The organism is Pseudomonas sp. MWU13-2517 (genome assembly GCF_023242545.1).
GTDB lineage: Bacteria > Pseudomonadota > Gammaproteobacteria > Pseudomonadales > Pseudomonadaceae > Aquipseudomonas.
This window is the reverse complement of sequence record NZ_JALMFA010000022.1, coordinates 15,005-30,301: the sequence shown is the minus strand read 5'-3', so window position 1 is coordinate 30,301 and position 15,297 is coordinate 15,005. Positions and strand designations below refer to the sequence as shown.

Here is a 15,297-nt window from a genome sequence, read left to right as displayed (position 1 = left end):
ATTTTTTTCGCAAGCGGGCCAATCGTTGACCACGAGACAGGGCATTCAAGCAGATGAAATTAGAAAATGCTCTCTAAAGCACCAGAGGCCTGAGTTAGAGCATCAGCCGCACGACAGACTCACTGGGGTCGCGGGTTTTTCCGGCTGCCTTGAGCTCGGCGAGATAGTCGGCCCACAGCGCGTCCTGACGCACGGCCAACTGGTAGAGGTAGTCCCAGGTGAACAATCCGCTGTCATGACCGTCGTCGAAGGTCAATTTCAGTGCGTATTGCCCGGCCGGTTCCACCTTGATCAAGCGCACGTTGAGTTTGCCGAATTGCAGGATGGGTTTGCCGTGACCCTGGACCTCCGCGGAAGGTGAGTGGGTACGCAGCAGTTCGGCGGGAAGTTGGTACACCTCGTCGGGCCCATAGGTGAGGCCGAGGGTGTTGGAGGTTTTGTGGAGATTTACAGCGGTGGGAAATTTCGACATTGGGGGAGACCTGGGCGGTAGGCTGCAAGCTTCAAGCTTCAAGCGGCAAGTTAAATGCGATCAACTTGCCGCTTGTAGCTTACTGCTTACAACTTAGCCCTACAGAATGTAGCGCGACAAGTCTTCGTTCTGCGCCAGTTCGCCCAAGTGGCTGTTGACGTAGTCGGCGTCGATCTTGATCACTTCGCCATTCTGCGCACCGGCCAGGTCGCCAGCACTGAAGGACACTTCTTCCAGCAAGCGCTCCAGCAAGGTATGCAGGCGACGCGCACCGATGTTCTCGGTTTTCTCGTTGACCTGCCAGGCGATTTCGGCCAGGCGCTTGATGCCGTCCGGCTGGAACTCGATACCCAGGCCCTCGGTTTTCAGCAGCTCACGGTACTGCTCGGTGAGCGAGGCATGCGGTTCGCTGAGAATGCGCTCGAAGTCACCCGGCGTCAGTGCCTTGAGTTCCACGCGAATCGGCAGGCGGCCTTGCAGCTCCGGCACCAGGTCGCTGGGCTTGCTCAGGTGGAAAGCACCGGAGGCGATAAACAGGATGTGGTCGGTCTTGACCATACCCAGCTTGGTGTTCACGGTGCAGCCTTCGATCAGCGGCAGCAGGTCGCGCTGTACACCCTCGCGGGATACATCCACGCCGCCGGCGTTGCCGCGCTTGGCCACCTTGTCGATCTCGTCGATAAACACGATACCGTGCTGCTCGACGGCTTCCAGGGCCTTGGCCTTGAGTTCTTCCTCATTCACCAGGCGCCCGGCTTCTTCATCGCGCACCAGTTTCAGGGCTTCCTTCACCTTGAGCTTGCGGCTTTTCTTCTTGCCCTTGCCCATGTTGGCGAACAGGTTCTGCAACTGGCTGGTCATTTCTTCCATGCCGGGCGGGGCGGAAATGTCGACGCCGGAAATCTCGGCGACTTCGATCTCGATTTCCTTGTCGTCCAGTTGGCCTTCACGCAGGCGCTTGCGGAACAGCTGGCGGGTGTTGGAGTCGGAGGCCGGTGCGGCGTCTTCGTTAAAGCCCATGCGTGCCGGTGGCAGCAGGGCGTCGAGGATGCGTTCTTCGGCGGCATCTTCGGCACGGTGGCTGACCTTGGTCATCTCCTGCTCGCGCAGCAGCTTCAAGGCAGCGTCGGCCAAATCACGGATGATCGACTCGACGTCGCGGCCCACATAGCCCACTTCGGTGAATTTGGTGGCTTCGACCTTGATGAAGGGGGCATTGGCCAATTTGGCCAGGCGACGGGCAATCTCGGTTTTACCGACGCCGGTCGGGCCGATCATCAGGATGTTCTTGGGCGTTACTTCAACGCGCAGTTCTTCGGGCAGTTGCATCCGGCGCCAGCGGTTACGCAGCGCAATGGCAACGGCGCGCTTGGCATCGTCCTGGCCGATGATATGGCGGTTAAGTTCATGGACGATTTCGCGGGGAGTCATGGACATAGTGTTTGGCGGCCTCAAGCGCAAATAAGCCTGCGGCTTACTCGGCGAGGTCCTGCTCCTCAATGGTCTGGTTGTGGTTGGTGAACACGCAGATATCGCCGGCGATACCCAGGGCGGTTTCGACGATTTCCCGGGCCGACAGGTCGGTTTTCTTCAAGAGCGCGCTGGCTGCCGCTTGGGCGTAGCCACCGCCGGAACCCATGGCGATCAGGCCATGTTCAGGTTCGACCACATCGCCGTTACCGGTGATGATCAGGGAAGCATCTTTGTTGGCAACGGCCAGCATGGCTTCCAGACGGCTGAGGGAGCGGTCGGTGCGCCATTCTTTGGCGAGTTCGACAGCGGCGCGTACGAGATGGCCCTGGTGTTTTTCCAACTGCCCCTCGAAACGTTCGAAGAGGGTGAAGGCGTCGGCGGTAGCGCCGGCAAAGCCTGCGAGAACCTGGCCGTGGTAGAGGCGACGGACCTTTTTGGCGTTGCCTTTCATCACGGTGTTGCCAAGGGAAACCTGGCCGTCGCCGCCCATGACGACTTTGCCGTGGCGACGTACTGAAACGATGGTGGTCAAGGGGAGAGTCTCCACGCAGCGGGGCGAAAATGCCCTGATGGAAACTCATATGGGGGTGACGAGGGGGATTTCAACCGTAGGGGTACGTGGCGGACGAGTGGCGTTTATCGGTCTTACGCATTTGCGAGAACACCACGAAACCAAATGTGGGAGAGGGCGTGCCCCCGATAGCGGTATGTCAGTCAATGCAATCTTGGCTGACCCACTACCATCGGGGGCAAGCCCCCTCCCACAGGTTGATCGGCGTTGAGCCTGATCAGCGGCTCTGGCGTTGTTGTAACAACAGGTTGCTAAACCCGGCGCCGGCCAATTGCTTCTGCGCCACGGTCAGCTGCTCACGGTTGCTGAATGGGCCTACCAGCACGCGATACCAGGTCGCATCCTTCACCGTGCCGGATTCCACCGTCACCGCCTGGCCCAACAGAATGATCTGTGCGCGTACGCGGTCCGCATCTGCCTGTTTCGGGAACGAGCCCGCTTGCAGGAAGAACTTGGTCACCGGTGCGGCCTTGGTGGTTGCTACCGGTGGCGGCGGGGGCGGGGTGATACCCGCCAACGCGGCCTGGGCGCGCGCCGTATCGATCTTCGCCGCTTCCGCAGGCGTGACCGGTGTGGTCGGCACTTGTGGCGTCGGCAGGGTTTTCTCCGGCACGGCGTCGGGCGGCACGATCACTTCCGATTCCGGCAGCAGCGTGTAGAAGTCGTACTTCGGCTTCACCGGTACGGTCGGGCTCGGCGCAGTCTTGTTGGCTTCGGCTATTTTCGTGGCCTTCTGCTGCTCTTGCTTGACGCGTTTTACGTCATCGCCTTTGCCCGGCTCCAGCTTCATCAGGATCACCACAAACGCGCCGACCGCCAGGCCGATGGCCATCCACAGCCAGCCCGGAATCGGTTTCTTCGCCGGAGCCTGGTAGCGGCTGGCGCCGCGCTTGGGTGCAGGTTTTTTCTTGGCAGCCAACTTACATACGCTCCAGAGTTTCCAGGCCCAAGAGTTCCAGGCCTTGCTTGAGGGTCCGTCCAGCCAGTGCGGCGAGGCGCAGGCGACTGTGCTTTTGAGCTTCGTCGTCGGCGGTGAGGATCGGGCAATTCTCGTAGAAGCTGGAGAACAGGCCGGCGACTTCGTACAGGTAAGTGCAAAGGATGTGTGGTGTGCCTTTTTCGCCAACACTGTTCAGCACTTCACCGAATTGCGCGAGCTTGGCCGCCAGTTCCTGTTCCTGCGGTGCGACGAGCACGATCTGGCCTTCGACTTCGCTGAAGTCCTTGCCCAGCTTGCGGAACACGCCGGCCACGCGAGTGTAGGCATACAGCAGGTAGGGCGCGGTGTTGCCTTCGAAGTTGAGCATCAGGTCGAAGTTGAAGCTGTAGTCGCTGGTGCGGTGCTTGGACAGGTCGGCGTACTTCACCGCGCCAATGCCGACCACGCGGGCGATGTTGCGCAGGTCGGCTTCGGCCAGTTCCGGGTTCTTTTCTTTCACCAGGTTGTAGGCACGCTCCTGGGCTTCGGTCAGCAGGTCGATCAGCTTCACGGTGCCGCCGTCACGGGTCTTGAATGGACGGCCATCGGCGCCGTTCATGGTGCCGAAGCCCATGTGCTCCATTTCCATCGGGTGAGTCACGAACCCGGCCTTGCGTGCCACGGCGAAGACTTGCTGGAAGTGCAGGGCCTGACGCTGGTCGACGAAGTACAGCGCGCGGTCAGCCTTGAGCTTGCCGCTGCGGTAGCGTACGGCGGCCAGGTCGGTGGTGGCGTAGAGGTAGCCGCCATCGGCCTTGACGATGATCACCGGCAGCGGCTCGCCCTCGGCGTTTTTGAACTCGTCGAGGAACACGCATTGGGCGCCGTTGCTCTCGACCAGCATGCCTGCGGCTTTCAAATCGTTGACGACGTTGATCAAGTCATCGTTGTAGGCGCTTTCGCCCATTACGTCGGCCATGGTCAGCTTGACGTTGAGCAGTTCGTAGATCTTCTGGCAGTGCGACAGCGAGATGTCCTTGAACCTGGTCCACAGTGCCAGGCATTCGGCGTCACCGGCTTGCAGTTTGACCACCAGGCCGCGGGCGCGGTCGGCGAACGCTTCGGACTCGTCGAAACGCTTCTTCGCAGCCCGGTAGAAGTTCTCCAGGTCCGACAGCTCGTCGCTGGTGATCGGGTTTTCCTGCAGGTAGGCCATCAGCATGCCGAACTGGGTACCCCAGTCACCGACGTGGTTCTGACGAATCACCTCATCGCCGAGAAACTCCAGGACGCGGGCCACGCCGTCGCCAATGATGGTCGAGCGCAAGTGGCCGACGTGCATCTCTTTGGCCAGGTTGGGGGCCGACAGGTCGACCACGGTGCGCTGTGCCGGGCCGGCCTTGCGTGCACCCACGTGAGCATCGGCCAGTGCCGCGTCGAGACGATTGGCCAGGGCCTGCGTGTTCTGGAAGAAGTTGATGAAGCCAGGGCCCGCGATTTCAGCCTTGGTGACACTCTCGTCGGCAGGCAGCGAGGCGATGATTTTTTCCGCCAGGTCGCGCGGCTTCATGCCCGCAGGCTTGGACAGCATCATCGCGATGTTGCTGGCGAAGTCGCCGTGGGTCTTGTCGCGGGTGTTCTCCACCTGGATCGCCGGCGTCAGGCCTTCAGGCAACACACCTTCGTCGACGAGTTGGGTGAGGGCTTGTTGGATCAGCTGGCGAATGGTGTCTTTCATGGTGTTCTCTTTCGACCGCAAGCGGCGGCGCGCGAAGCGCAGGTGGAAAAACTGGGCATTATCCGTGGCGAGGGCGGGCTTGCCAACCTTCGAAGGTCCTTCACGGACGATTAACCTGTGGGGGGATTCAGTACAAATCGACCGGATCCACATCCAGCGACCATCGCACCTGCCGGCCACTGGGCATTTGCTCCAGGGCAAGCAACCAGCTACTTAACAGCCGATGCAATGGTGCGCGGGACGTTGCCTGCAAGAGTAGCTGAGCGCGATAGCGTCCGGCGCGGCGTTCCATGGGAGCAGGTACCGGGCCGAGCAATTCGATGCCAGTCAGACCCAGTTCGCCCAATAAACGTTCGGCAACGCTGCACGCTTCATCCAGAAAACCTTCGGCCTGGCCCGGCTTGTGTGCTTCAGCTCGCAGCAACGCCAGATGGGCGAACGGCGGCAGGCCCGCGGCGCGGCGTTCGCTGAGCGCTTGTTCGGCGAAGGCAAAGTAACCTTGTTCCGTCAGTTGAATCAGCAGCGGGTGGTCGGCCAAGTGTGTCTGGATAATCACCTTGCCGGGCTCTTCGGCGCGCCCGGCCCGCCCTGCGACTTGTACGATCAGCTGTGCCATACGCTCACTGGCGCGGAAGTCGCCGGAAAACAAGCCGCCATCGGCGTCCAGGATCGACACCAGGGTCACCCTTGGAAAGTGATGCCCCTTGGCGAGCATCTGGGTACCGATCAGGATGCACGGCTGGCCCTTCTGGATGGTAGCGAACAGCTGGTTCATGGCGTCTTTGCGCGACGTGCTGTCGCGGTCGACCCGCAGCACCGGGTAGTCCGGGAACAGAATCCCCAGGCGCTCTTCGGCGCGCTCGGTGCCGGCGCCTACCGGCCGCAGGTCCACCTTGCCGCACTGTGGGCAGTGGCGCGGCACCCGCTCTACGTGGCCGCAGTGGTGGCAGCGCAGCTCGCCGTAGCGCTGGTGCACGGTCATGCGCGCGTCGCAGCGCTCGCACTCGGACATCCAGCCGCAATCGTGGCACAGCAGCGTCGGCGCAAAACCGCGGCGGTTGAGAAATACCAACACCTGCTGGCCGGCGGCGAGTGTCTGGCCGATGGCTTGTTGCATCGGCCCGGAAATACCGCTGTCCAGCGGCCGGCTTTTTACGTCCAGGCGCAGGAAGCGTGGTTGTTTGGCGCCACCGGCACGCTCGTTGAGGCGCAGGAGGCCGTAACGGCCTGTGTAGGCGTTGTGCAGGCTCTCCAGAGAGGGCGTGGCTGAGCCCAGCACAATGGGAATGTCTTCCTGGCGCGCCCGCACCAGCGCCAGGTCGCGCGCGTGATAGCGCAAGCCTTCCTGCTGTTTATAGGAGCCGTCATGCTCCTCGTCGATGATGATCAGTCCAGGGTTCTTCATTGGTGTGAACAGCGCCGAGCGAGTGCCGATAATGATGTCGGCCTCGCCGTCACGCGCAGCCAGCCACGCCTCCAGGCGCTCACGATCATTGACCGCCGAATGCACGAGGGCGATGCGGGCGTTGAAGCGCTGTTCGAAACGCGCCAGGGTTTGCGGGCCGAGGTTGATCTCGGGGATCAATACCAAAGCTTGCTTGCCGGCTTGCAGGGTTTCGCGGATCAACTGCAAATAGACTTCGGTCTTGCCGCTCCCCGTGACACCGGCCAGCAGGAACGCGTGGAAGCTGTCGAAGCCTGCACGAATAGCTTCATAAGCCGCCCGTTGCTCGGCGTTCAGCGGCAGTTCGGGCTGGGCCAGCCAGTGTTCATGGCGTGGGTCGGGGGCGTGCTTGCGGATTTCCACTTGTACCAGCCCCTTGGCCAGCAGCAAATCCAGGCTGTCCTTGCTCAGCATCAGTTTGCTTAATAGCTGATGGGCGACGCCATGAGGATGCTGGGCCAGCGTGGCCAAGGCTTCACGCTGGCGCGGCGCGCGGGCGATGCGCGGGTCGTCGAGGCGTGCGCCGGGGGCTATCGACCAGAAGCGCTCCTGGCGCGCCTCCGCCAGTTCGCCTTGGCGCAGCAACACTGGCAGCGCCCAACTCAAGGTATCGCCGAGGCTGTGCTGGTAGTACTGGGCGGTCCACAGGCACAGCTTGAACAGTGCGGGCGGCAGTGGTGGTGTGGCATCGAGGATGGCCAGAGCCGGCTTGAGCTTTTCGGCGGGCACTTCGCTGTGGTCGGTGACCTCCACCAGGATCCCGATCATCTCCCGACGCCCAAACGGCACACGCACGCGCATGCCGGGCTGCAACTGCGCACGCAGCACACCGGCCGGGGCCCGGTAGTCGAACAGGCGGCGCAGGGGCGAGGGCAGGGCTAGGCGCAAAATGGCGTCGGGCACGCGGAGGTTCTCATCTAAAGGCAGGCGGTGGCGCAGGGGCGCGAGCCTAGCAGACGGGGAAGGGCTTGGGGTAGCTGATGCTTTTCTGATGAAAGGGAGGTTTGTGTCCTAAGCGTCGCTTGCACGATTTAAAAGCTCTGGTACAATCCGCGGCCTAATTACGTGCGGTATTCGACAATAGTGTCGAGTGGCGGCACGCTAGCCCGAGGAAGTGCCATGAAAGCCGATATCCATCCAGCGTACGAAACCATCGAAGTCACCTGCAGCTGCGGCAACAAGTTCGAAACCCGTTCGAACCTGTGCAAGCCACTGGGTACTGACGTATGCAACGAGTGCCACCCGTTCTACACCGGTAAGCAGAAGACTCTGGACACCGGCGGCCGTGTACAGCGCTTCGCAGATCGCTTTGGTGCTTTCGGTGCCAAAAAGGCCTAAGGCCGATCAACTTGGGAGGCCGTTACGGTTTCTCCATGCTGATGAAAAAGGCGTCCCTTGTGGGCGCCTTTTTTGTGCCCGGGATTTGGCTCTGCACCGCACAGGCCGAGGCGTATTGTCCGGCGCCGGCGTCCGTGACGCAGGTCGAAGTACAGCGTGTGGTGGATGGCGACACGGTACGCCTCAAGGATGGTCGCAGTGTGCGCATGATCGGCATCAACACGCCGGAGACCGGTAAAAAAGGTCGCACGGACGAACCTTTTGCCATTGCCGCCCGCCAGCGCTTGCAGGCATTGGTGACGGCCAGTGGCGGGCGAGTCGGCCTATCGATAGGGCGTGAGGGTAAAGACCATTATGGGCGGACCCTGGCTCACCTCTACGGTGCTGATGGCGAGAACCTGGAAGCGCAGTTGCTGGCCGAGGGGCTTGGGTTTCAAGTCGGTGTGGCACCCAATAACGCTCTGGTCGCTTGCCAGCAAACCGCCGAAGACGTCGCTCGTCGCGCGCGGCTGGGTCTATGGCGGCAATCGCCTGTGCAATCCGTGGCGCAACTCTCGCGGTCCGGCTTTGCCCTGGTCAGCGGCCAGGTGAGCAAGGTTGAGCGCAATCGGGGTGGCATCTGGATTGAATTGCAGGGTGCGCTGGTATTACGTATTGCGCCTGAGCACGTCAGTCAATTCGACAGTGCCCTGCTCAATGGTCTGCAAGGCCGGTTCATCGAGGCGCGGGGGTGGCTGCAGGGTCGCTCGGGGCGTGGCGGGGTGAAAAGCAGCCAAGTGCGCTGGCTTCTACCATTGACTGATCCCAGCATGCTCAAATTGACGTCTTGAGAAAAAATTGTAGACATTTTTTAAGTCAATTGTGAACAGTTGAGCCCTTGTATCCTGTGGCTCTTGGCCGAAAGTCGTAGCGCAGGGCCCTTGACACCTGTGACTGCCCAGTCTTGTAGGGACTTTGCGACACGCGTATCCTCGGCGGTCCGTCGACCAACAGTAAAAGCGGAATGCCGATATGTCTGATTTGAAAACTGCCGCTCTCGAATATCATGCCCATCCTCGTCCAGGAAAGCTGAGTGTAGAGCTCACCAAGGCCACTGCCACCGCCCGCGACCTGTCGCTGGCCTACAGCCCAGGTGTTGCCGAGCCCGTACGTGAAATCGCCCGCGACCCTGAGCTGGCGTACAAGTACACCGGCAAAGGCAACCTGGTTGCAGTGATTTCCGATGGCACCGCGATTCTTGGCCTGGGTAACCTCGGCCCATTGGCTTCCAAGCCAGTCATGGAAGGCAAAGGCGTGCTGTTCAAGCGCTTTGCCGGCATCGACGTTTTCGACATCGAAGTCGATTCCGAAAGCCCGCAGGCTTTCATCGACACCGTAAAGCGCATTTCCATCACGTTCGGTGGCATCAACCTGGAAGACATCAAGGCACCTGAGTGCTTCGAGATTGAAAAGGCCCTGATCGAACAATGTGACATCCCGGTATTCCACGATGACCAGCACGGCACCGCGATCGTTACCGCGGCCGGCATGATCAACGCCTTGGAAATCGCCGGCAAAACCCTGGCTGACGCCAAGATCGTCTGCCTGGGCGCTGGCGCCGCGGCCATCTCCTGCATGAAGTTGCTGGTGAGCATGGGCGCCAAGCTGGAAAACATCTTCATGGTCGACAGCAAGGGCGTAGTTCAGTCCGAGCGTACCGACCTGAACCAGTACAAGGCGATGTTTGCCCACGCTACCGACAAGCGTACCCTGGCTGACGCCCTGGACGGTGCAGACGTGTTTGTCGGCCTGTCCGGCCCGAACCTGCTGAGCGCCGAAGGCCTGAAGTCCATGGCGGCCAACCCGATCGTGTTCGCATGCTCCAACCCGGACCCGGAGATCTCCCCGGAACTGGCTCATGCCACCCGTAACGACGTGATCATGGCTACCGGCCGTTCGGACTACCCGAACCAGGTCAACAACGTTCTGGGCTTCCCGTTCATCTTCCGTGGGGCCCTGGACGTTCGCGCCAAGCGCATCAACGAAGAGATGAAAGTGGCTGCCGCCAACGCCCTGCGTGAACTGGCCAAGCTGCCGGTACCTCAGGAAGTGTGTGACGCCTACGGCGGTATCAAGCTGGAATTCGGTCGTGAGTACATCATTCCGAAGCCAATGGATAAGCGCCTGATCACCCTGATCTCCGATGCCGTGGCCAAGGCCGCCATCGAGACCGGCGTGGCGACCCTGCCGTATCCGAAGCACTACCCGCTCAAAAGCGTGGATGACGTGTTCAACGGCTAAGCCGTTGTAGCGCGTCAACAAAAAGCCCCGGCTCTCGCGAGTCGGGGCTTTTTTTGGTCTGTAGGGGCGAGGTTGCTCGCTCCTACACAAGTCTTAACTGGCTGGCGTTATGGCCAGCCCCTCCTGCAGTGGCTCTGTGTCGAGCCACCGATCGCGTTAGAACAAGTCGATCGGCGCGCCTTCATCCGCCGGCAGTGGGCTGCCCGGAGCGACGCCATTGCCCAGTTCGTTGACCGACGGCGGCGTGTCCTCGCTCTTGAACAGTTCGAAGTACGCATTCGGCGTGCTTGGCGAGGCCGCACGGCCACTGACCGGATCGATCCGCAGGCTGAGGATGCCTTCGGGTTCGGCTTGAGTGTGCAGTGGCTTGTCCTTCAAGGCGGCGCCCATGTAGCTCATCCAGATCGGCAGGGCCACGGTGCCACCGAATTCGCGGCGGCCCAGGCTTTCCGGCTGGTCGTAGCCGGTCCACACGGTGGTCACGTAATCCGCGTTATAGCCCGAGAACCAGGCGTCCTTGGATTCGTTGGTGGTACCGGTCTTGCCCGCCAGATCCGCGCGGCCCAAGGCCAGTGCACGACGACCGGTGCCCTTCTTGATCACGTCCTCAAGGATGCTGTTGAGGATGTAAGTGGTACGGCCATCCACCACGCGTGGCGCAACGGCGGGTGCTTGAGGTTCGGTCGGCGCCGTGGTGCTGGTGACGGGCGCGGCGCCTGGGGCCGGCTCGATGGTGATGCCGCCATTGCCCGGTGCCGCGATGCCGTCGGGAGCGGCCACGCCATTGACGACGTCACCCGGCACGCGTGGCGGGTTGGCGGTGAACAGGGTATCGCCATTGCGGCTTTCGACCTTGTCGATCAGGTACGGCGTAATCTTGTAGCCACCGTTGGCAAAGGTGCTCCAGCCAGTGGCGATTTCCATAGGCGTGAGAGTGGCGGTGCCCAGGGCGAGGGATAGATTCGGCGGCAGGTCCGACTTGTTGAAGCCAAAGCGCGTGATGTAGTCGATCGTCTTGCCGACGCCCATTGCTTGCAGCAGTCGGATCGACACCAGGTTGCGCGACTTGTACAACGCCTCGCGCACGCGGATCGGGCCGAGGAAGGTATTGGTGTCGTTCTTTGGGCGCCAGACCTTGTCCAGGTACTCGTCGACAAACACGATCGGTGCATCGTTGACCAGGCTGGCGGCGGTGTAGCCGTTGTCCAGTGCGGCGCTATAGATAAATGGCTTGAAGCTCGAACCCGGCTGGCGCTTGGCCTGGGTGGCGCGGTTGTAGTTGCTCTGCTCGAAGGCAAAGCCGCCGACCAGGGCACGGATTGCACCGTTCTGTGGGTCCAGGGACACCAGGGCGCCTTGTGCCACCGGCACTTGGCTGAATTTCAGGCTGTCATCCTTCTGACGTTGCACGCGGATCAAGTCGCCCACCTGGGCCACGTCCGACGGCTGCTTGGGCATCGGGCCCATGCTGTTGGTGTTCAGGAAAGGGCGCGCCCATTTCATGCTGTCCCACGCTACATGCGCTTCGCCAGTGCGGGTCAGGACCTGCACGCCATCTTTCTTCACCTGGGTGACGATGGCCGGCTCCAGGCCGCTGATCGAGCGTTGCTTGCCCAGCTCCGCGGTCCAGGCGCTCAGGGTCTTGCCGGGCAGGCGCGACTCGGGGCCACGGTAACCGTGACGCTGATCGTAGGTGATCAGGCCCTCGTGTACCGAGCTGTTGGCGATTTCCTGCAGGTTGCTCGGAACGGTCGTGGTGACGCGGAAACCCTCGGTGTAAGCGTCGCTGCCATAACGGCCGACCATTTCGGCGCGGGCCATCTCGGCTATATACGGAGCGTTCACTTCTGGCGTCGGCACGTGGTAACTGGCGTTCAGCGGTTCGGCCACGGCACTTTCGTAAGCGGCCTGGTCGATCTTGCCCAGCTTGTACATGCGGCCCAGGATCCAGTCGCGACGTTCTTTGCTGCGTGCCGGGTTGGCCAGGGGGTTGAAGCGCGACGGGGCTTTCGGCAGGCCGGCAATCATGGCCATCTGCGCCAGGCTGGCGTCGCGAATCGACTTGCCGTAGTAGACCTGGGAAGCCGCCTCGATCCCGTAGGCGCGGTTGCCCAGGTAGATCTTGTTGACGTACAGCTCAAGGATCTCGTCCTTGGTCAACTGACGTTCGATTTGCAGGGCCAGCAGGATCTCGGTGGCCTTGCGCGAAAAGCTGCGCTCGCTGGTGAGGAAGAAGTTCTTCGCCACCTGCATGGTGATGGTGCTGCCACCGGACTGAATGTGTCCGCTTTTTACCAACTGCGTGGCCGCACGCACCAGGCTGCTGGGGTCGACACCGTAGTGGTTGGCGAAATTGTCGTCTTCGGCCGACAGCAACGCGCTGATGAAATTGGGCGGAATGTCGGCGAAACGGATGGGTGTGCGGCGCATTTCGCCGAACTCCGCGATCAGCTTTTCATCGCTGCTATAGACCCGCAAAGGAATCTGCAACTGGATACTTCTGAGCGCCTCTACGGAGGGCAAACCCGGACTAAGGTAGAGGTAGGCACCGCTGAGTACGAGCAGCAGCCCGCAGACGATCGCGACAATGGAGTACCCGAAAAACTTCAGCAGACGAATCAAGGCTTTTGGATTTCCAGAGAAAAGAATGGGTTACGCGTCGGGGCATGCATGGCAAACGATGGATCGACCCGAGCTGCAGATAAAAAGCAGGAAAAAACGCTGGGCATTAAAGCATTTTCGGCTTGGGGCGTCATTCGCGCCACTCAAACAAGTCGACCGAATGCATTCAGCCCCGTGGCAATCAGAGGGTATGACTGCCGGTATGACCGGCAAATTTTTTGGGAGTTTTATGAGAAAGGGATTTTTCAGGAGAAAAGTCGACACCGTCCTGGGCGTCGATATTCATGGCAGCGGCATCAAACTGGTCGAGCTGGGGCGTTCGACCGCCGGCTATACCGTCGAAGCCTACGCCACGCAGGAGCTACCGGCGCATGCGGTGGTCGACGGTACGTTGCTGGACCTCGAGGGGATAGGGCAGGCGCTGCGCCAGGCTTTGGCGCGCTTGCATACATCGGTTCGCCAGGCCGCGGTCGCCGTGGTTGGGCCTTCGGTCATCACGCGTGTGATCGAGATGGACGCGGGGCTCAGTGATGAGGAGATGGTCTGGATGATCCAGATGGAGGCCGATCAGTACATTCCCTACCCATTGGACGATGTGGCTATCGACTTTCAAGTCCGCGGCCCTTCGGCGCAAGATTCGCGCAGGGTCGAAGTGTTGCTGGCGGCGTGCCTCAAGGAACAGGTCAAGGCTCGCGAAGCGGTTCTGGCCCTCGCCGGGCTTGTCCCGCGGGTGGTGGATATCGAGGGGTTTGCATTGGAGCGTGCGAGCCGTCAGGATTTCGCCAGCTTTACGCCGGGTCGTCGTGTCGATGGTGCACAATGGACCATCGATGCCCAGGCGCTGGGAGTGGCTTGCGGGTTGGCTCTGAGGAGTTTCGCTGAATGACACGAATCAATCTTTTGCCTTGGCGCCAGGCGCTGGCGCAGCGGCGGCGCAAATATTTCCTGATGCTGTTGTTGGCGTTCGCCTGTGTGGCACTCGCTGCGGTGTGGCTGGCTGATCAGGTGATCGTTCGGGCGATAGATCGGCAAGTCACGCGCAATCACCTCTTGGGCAAGGAAATCGCCGTCCAGGACGCGCGTATCAAGACCATCGACGAGTTGCAGGAGCGAAGCCAGCAATTGGCGGAGCGCATGAAGGTTGTGCAGGACCTGCACGACGCCCGATCTTCCAGTGCCCAGCTGTTTGAGCAGTTGGCCCGCGCAGTGCCTGATGGCGTCCGGCTGCATGAAGTACTGGCGAACGGCGACACCGTCAACGTCAGCGGCAGCGCTGAAACCAGCGAGGACATCGCCCAGTTGATGCGCCGTCTGGAGGCCTCTCAAGGCACCCATGCAACACGGCTCCAGCATGTACGTACGGACGCCGGGAGTGGCGACAATGCATTCCAATTGATGGTGCGCCAGGGCGAATCCACCGAGGCGCAACCGTGAGCCTGCCCAGGCTCGACTTTCTCGCACTCATTCACAACGCTGCAACATGGCCCTGGCCTGGCAAGGTTCTGTGCGCCTGCGCATTGGCCGGCTTGTTGTGGGTGGTGGGAGAAGCCTGGTACCTGAGCCCGCCGCGAGAGCGATTGCGCGTACTTGAGGCACGGACAGCGGCGCTGCAACAACAGCTCGCGCAACGAGTGGACGTGGCTGCTGGTCTGGAGGTACGTACCCATCAAGTCAGGGTAATGGAGCAGAAAGCCGCGGGGGTACTTGGAGGCATTCACGGCCAGCCCGAGGTGCCTGAGTTGCTTGAGGACATTGCTCGCCTGGCGGCGGCCAATGGCCTGGTGGTGGAGGGCATCACGCTGCTGGATGAGCAACCTCGGTCGTTTCTCATTGAGCAACCCATGCAGATCGGCACCAGCGGGGCTTACCACGACCTGGCGATGTTCGTGGCTGCCTTGGGACGGCTGTCGAGGATCGTGACGGTGCATGATGTTGCGCTTCGCCCGGACGGCACCTTGCTGCATCTCGACCTGCTGGCAAAGACCTATCGCAGTGATGCGCCGCCCGGGCTGCCTCTCGAGTCGGCGGCGCGCTTTGCCTACGATTCATCCTCCCGGCGCGATCCGTTCCAACCTCTCGCTTTTCAGGATGAGCGGGTATCCGGTCGGCCGGCGCCCGCGCCTGACCTCATTCGTGCGAGGGGAAAGCTGGAAGGTCTGGCGACCGACCAGTTCGAAATGGTCGGCACACTGTCCCGTGGCGGGCAGATGTTTGCCTTGCTACGTGCTGCGTCAGAGGTCTACCGGCTGACGGTGGGCGACTACCTGGGGCCGAATCATGGCCGGGTCAAAACTATTCATGAGGGGCACATCGAACTCGTCGAGCTGTTCCCCGATGAACAAGGCGCATGGCTGGAACGCTCACGAACCTTGAAGCTGAACGTCAACTCATAACGGAATCAATCAATGAAAAGGACTTTCTCGTCCTTCGGTGTGGCGCT

At 61.3% G+C, this 15,297-nt stretch carries 13 protein-coding genes; 6 read left to right on the top strand and 7 right to left on the bottom strand.

Features of this window, described 5'->3' with window-relative positions; genetic code table 11:
• Nucleotides 1-94: 94 nt before the first annotated feature.
• From M5B97_RS25730 to M5B97_RS25705, 6 genes are all read right to left on the bottom strand, one after another.
• Nucleotides 95-472 (bottom strand): DUF971 domain-containing protein, encoded by a 378-nt coding sequence (locus M5B97_RS25730; RefSeq protein WP_123716220.1) that lies wholly within the window; start codon nucleotides 470-472, stop codon nucleotides 95-97.
• Between the two features lie 99 nt (nucleotides 473-571).
• On the bottom strand, nucleotides 572-1,909 hold the full coding sequence (gene hslU / locus M5B97_RS25725) for an ATP-dependent protease ATPase subunit HslU (protein WP_134660446.1): 1,338 nt from the start codon (nucleotides 1,907-1,909) through the stop codon (nucleotides 572-574).
• A 37-nt stretch (nucleotides 1,910-1,946) separates the two neighbouring features.
• Complete coding sequence (gene hslV / locus M5B97_RS25720; protein WP_003171209.1) at nucleotides 1,947-2,477, bottom strand: ATP-dependent protease subunit HslV; 531 nt, start codon at nucleotides 2,475-2,477, stop codon at nucleotides 1,947-1,949.
• A 256-nt stretch (nucleotides 2,478-2,733) separates the two neighbouring features.
• Nucleotides 2,734-3,435 carry an SPOR domain-containing protein gene (locus tag M5B97_RS25715; protein WP_123716218.1) on the bottom strand — a complete coding sequence of 234 codons (702 nt, stop codon included), beginning with the start codon at nucleotides 3,433-3,435 and terminating at the stop codon, nucleotides 2,734-2,736.
• 1 nt (nucleotide 3,436) lies between these two features.
• Nucleotides 3,437-5,173 carry an arginine--tRNA ligase gene (gene argS, locus M5B97_RS25710; RefSeq protein ID WP_248733057.1) on the bottom strand — a complete coding sequence of 579 codons (1,737 nt, stop codon included), beginning with the start codon at nucleotides 5,171-5,173 and terminating at the stop codon, nucleotides 3,437-3,439.
• Between the two features lie 127 nt (nucleotides 5,174-5,300).
• Entirely contained in the window at nucleotides 5,301-7,520 is a 2,220-nt protein-coding gene (locus M5B97_RS25705) for a primosomal protein N' (protein ID WP_248733056.1), read from the bottom strand.
• Nucleotides 7,521-7,736: 216 nt separating this feature from the next.
• On the opposite strand from M5B97_RS25705, the gene rpmE reads away from it, so the two are divergent.
• The 3 genes from rpmE (at nucleotide 7,737) to M5B97_RS25690 (ending at nucleotide 10,235) form a co-directional block, all read left to right on the top strand.
• Nucleotides 7,737-7,955: a 50S ribosomal protein L31 gene (rpmE, locus tag M5B97_RS25700; RefSeq protein ID WP_010213765.1), complete on the top strand. Its 219-nt coding sequence runs from the start codon at nucleotides 7,737-7,739 to the stop codon at nucleotides 7,953-7,955.
• Between the two features lie 35 nt (nucleotides 7,956-7,990).
• Complete coding sequence (locus M5B97_RS25695) at nucleotides 7,991-8,785, top strand: thermonuclease family protein (protein ID WP_248733055.1); 795 nt, start codon at nucleotides 7,991-7,993, stop codon at nucleotides 8,783-8,785.
• A gap of 181 nt (nucleotides 8,786-8,966) precedes the next feature.
• Nucleotides 8,967-10,235, top strand: coding sequence for a malic enzyme-like NAD(P)-binding protein (locus M5B97_RS25690; RefSeq protein ID WP_123716214.1), 1,269 nt, complete (start codon nucleotides 8,967-8,969; stop codon nucleotides 10,233-10,235).
• Nucleotides 10,236-10,391: 156 nt separating this feature from the next.
• Here the strand turns inward: M5B97_RS25690 and M5B97_RS25685 are convergent, their stop codons facing one another.
• Entirely contained in the window at nucleotides 10,392-12,857 is a 2,466-nt protein-coding gene (locus M5B97_RS25685) for a penicillin-binding protein 1A (protein ID WP_248733054.1), read from the bottom strand.
• Between the two features lie 229 nt (nucleotides 12,858-13,086).
• On the opposite strand from M5B97_RS25685, the gene pilM reads away from it, so the two are divergent.
• From pilM to M5B97_RS25670, 3 genes are read left to right on the top strand one after another with little or no spacing between them, the layout of a single operon-like run.
• Nucleotides 13,087-13,743, top strand: coding sequence for a type IV pilus assembly protein PilM (pilM, locus tag M5B97_RS25680; RefSeq protein ID WP_248733053.1), 657 nt, complete (start codon nucleotides 13,087-13,089; stop codon nucleotides 13,741-13,743).
• Nucleotides 13,740-14,291: a PilN domain-containing protein gene (locus M5B97_RS25675; protein WP_123716212.1), complete on the top strand. Its 552-nt coding sequence runs from the start codon at nucleotides 13,740-13,742 to the stop codon at nucleotides 14,289-14,291. Before pilM ends, M5B97_RS25675 begins: the two co-directional genes overlap by 4 nt.
• On the top strand, nucleotides 14,288-15,250 hold the full coding sequence (locus M5B97_RS25670) for a pilus assembly protein PilP (protein WP_248733052.1): 963 nt from the start codon (nucleotides 14,288-14,290) through the stop codon (nucleotides 15,248-15,250). Before M5B97_RS25675 ends, M5B97_RS25670 begins: the two co-directional genes overlap by 4 nt.
• The last annotated feature ends 47 nt before the right edge of the window (nucleotides 15,251-15,297 follow it).

Coding starts and splice junctions, on each gene's coding strand:
- M5B97_RS25730 (WP_123716220.1), bottom strand. CDS start 472: ATGTCGAAATTTCCCACCGCTGTAAATCTCCACAAAACCTCCAACACC.
- hslU (WP_134660446.1), bottom strand. CDS start 1,909: ATGTCCATGACTCCCCGCGAAATCGTCCATGAACTTAACCGCCATATC.
- argS (WP_248733057.1), bottom strand. CDS start 5,173: ATGAAAGACACCATTCGCCAGCTGATCCAACAAGCCCTCACCCAACTC.
- rpmE (WP_010213765.1), top strand. CDS start 7,737: ATGAAAGCCGATATCCATCCAGCGTACGAAACCATCGAAGTCACCTGC.
- M5B97_RS25695 (WP_248733055.1), top strand. CDS start 7,991: ATGCTGATGAAAAAGGCGTCCCTTGTGGGCGCCTTTTTTGTGCCCGGG.
- M5B97_RS25690 (WP_123716214.1), top strand. CDS start 8,967: ATGTCTGATTTGAAAACTGCCGCTCTCGAATATCATGCCCATCCTCGT.
- pilM (WP_248733053.1), top strand. CDS start 13,087: ATGAGAAAGGGATTTTTCAGGAGAAAAGTCGACACCGTCCTGGGCGTC.
- M5B97_RS25675 (WP_123716212.1), top strand. CDS start 13,740: ATGACACGAATCAATCTTTTGCCTTGGCGCCAGGCGCTGGCGCAGCGG.